The following is a 2,304-nucleotide window of genomic DNA, read 5'->3' on the forward strand; positions in this document are numbered from 1 at the left end:
CGGTTAAGGCGCTCGATAAGTACCTACCTCTTGGTTTCAGCGAACCTTTAACGCCAGGTGATAACAAACGTTTTGTTTTCAATTATCCAGCGATGAAAAAGTTCGGTATCCGTGAGAGTGCGCTACCTGATGAGGCTGTATTCATTAATGAGCCTTCATCCTTTATTCGTAAAAACTTTCAGTTGCTATTGGGTTTGTCGATGGTCATTGCAGGTTTGAGCCTGATTATTTTGATGCAATTTGTCACTCTACGCCAAAAGAAAGAACTGGCTAAAAAGAGCAAACGAATCTTAAAACTTCAGAAGCAAACACTGAATATTCAAAAAGATATGATTCATGTTCTCGGAGAGGCGATTGAAACTCGCTCTGGCGAAACCGGAAATCACGTTAAGCGTGTCGCCAAGTTGTCTGCGTTGCTTGCTAAGTATCGTGGCTTGAGCCATCGCGAGGTCGAGATGATAGAGATCATTAGTCCGATGCATGATGTGGGTAAAATTTCAGTCCCAGAATCAATCTTGGATAAACCAGGTAAATTGACCGAGCAAGAGTGGGAAGTGATGAAGCTTCACACAACGGCAGGCTATAACTTATTGAAGAGTGGAGCCGGTGATATTACCAATCTGGCTGCTATCATTGCCAACGAGCATCATGAACGTTGGGATGGGGCTGGATATCCTAATGGCAAAGTGGGTGACGAAATTCACTTGTTTGCCCGTATTACGGCCGTCGCGGATGTGTTTGATGCACTACTCAGTGCCCGTTGTTACAAAGAGCCGTGGCCATTAGAGATGGTTATCGATTTGTTCGAGAGAGAATGCGGCTGTCAGTTCGACCCTGAGCTTACTCAGTTACTACTGAGCCACTTACCCGAGTTTGTTGCTATTCGTGATTCGTATCCAGATACCATCACCGCGGAATGTCGCATTGAATTAACGGATAAACCTATTGTTATTGAAGAATTGGCCGTGAATTAACGGTTTATTGGCAAATAAAGTCGTGATTGGTGACGCTCAAAGTATATTAATTTAATGAGTACTGTTGCTTATGGTTAGGCATAAAGTGATCCACTGCATATTTCGCGTAGAGAAATAAGGGGCGATAGGTAAAGTGTTACCTTAATCATCACGCGTATTGAAAGAACACTATAGGATAAAACTTGAATTCAATGCGAGTGAGAGAGCTATGCGGTTAGAACAAACTAAATGTGTAATTTTCGATTGTGATGGAACACTCATCGATAGCGAGAAGCTGTGTTGCCAAGCCTTAGTGAATGTGTTTTCTGGCTTTGGGGCTAAGTTAAGCGTTAATGACTGCTATGTGCACTTTCAAGGTGGGAAGCTAGCTGACATCTTAATGGATACGCAAGCACGTTTAGGGCTATCTATCTCCATCGATACACTCGAGCCGATTTATCGCACTGAATTAGAAGCCTTGTTCCAACGCCATTTAAAACCGATGGATGGTGCTATTGAGCTTATTGAATTCCTCAAGCAACAAGACATTGAGTTTTGTATCGCTTCCAATGCGCCTAAATCTCGAGTTGAATCCTCATTGGCTATGACAGGAATGCTCGACGACTTCAAAGGCAAAGTATTTTCAGCTTTTGATGCCAATAGCTGGAAACCTGAGCCCGACCTGATCATGTATACCGCAATGAATATGGGCTTTTTACCAAACGAATGTATTTATGTTGATGACACGGTGAAAGGCATTGAAGCAGGGGTTCGTGCGGGTATTCAATCTTTTAGATTGCGACCAACGTTTGAAGGTTCATTGAGTGATAATACCGAAGCCGACATAGCAGAGCTAGCGGCTCAGGATATTTACAGTTTGGAAGAAATATCGATTTGGATTAATGGCAAGCGCTGCTCAAGTGGTGGTATACCGCACTCTGGAGCTTTGGTGGGGTAGAGCCTAATTGAAGGCTGACTACTTTGCTTAATTGTGTTGTGTGGAAACCACATGCAGCACAAGTGAACTTCTCTCCACTTTCTGAAAGTAGATATTCGTCATGTTGGCATAAAGGGCATGTGATGTCGTCGGTGTATGGTGCATCTGTTTTATTCATTATGTGTCACCTGCAGCAAAAGGGTAAGCGAAAATAAGACCCGTTCAAATAGATTACCCCTAAGCTCGATTATTAGACAGTTTTGGCTCCTCTTAATCCCTCCTTTGCGACTTACTTCATGTTAATAACTGAGGAGTATGGATTTGCCATGGTTATTAATCGACACCAATAAAAGAAGGACTCTATATGAGTCCTTCTTAGGTTTGTTCTTAATTCTGAGCATTAAGCATTAAGCA

General features: G+C 42.6%; 2 protein-coding genes. Both read left to right on the forward strand.

The window, feature by feature from the left end:
• Positions 1–974 (forward strand): HD-GYP domain-containing protein (locus tag AB4496_RS07535; RefSeq protein ID WP_372130766.1); only part of this gene is annotated, 974 nt, incomplete at its 5' end.
• Positions 975–1,182: 208 nt separating this feature from the next.
• Positions 1,183–1,911 carry an HAD-IA family hydrolase gene (locus tag AB4496_RS07540; protein ID WP_032555040.1) on the forward strand — a complete coding sequence of 243 codons (729 nt, stop codon included), beginning with the start codon at positions 1,183–1,185 and terminating at the stop codon, positions 1,909–1,911.
• The last annotated feature ends 393 nt before the right edge of the window (positions 1,912–2,304 follow it).

This window comes from Vibrio sp. 10N.222.46.A1 (assembly GCF_041473595.1).
Lineage (GTDB): Bacteria > Pseudomonadota > Gammaproteobacteria > Enterobacterales > Vibrionaceae > Vibrio > Vibrio tasmaniensis_A.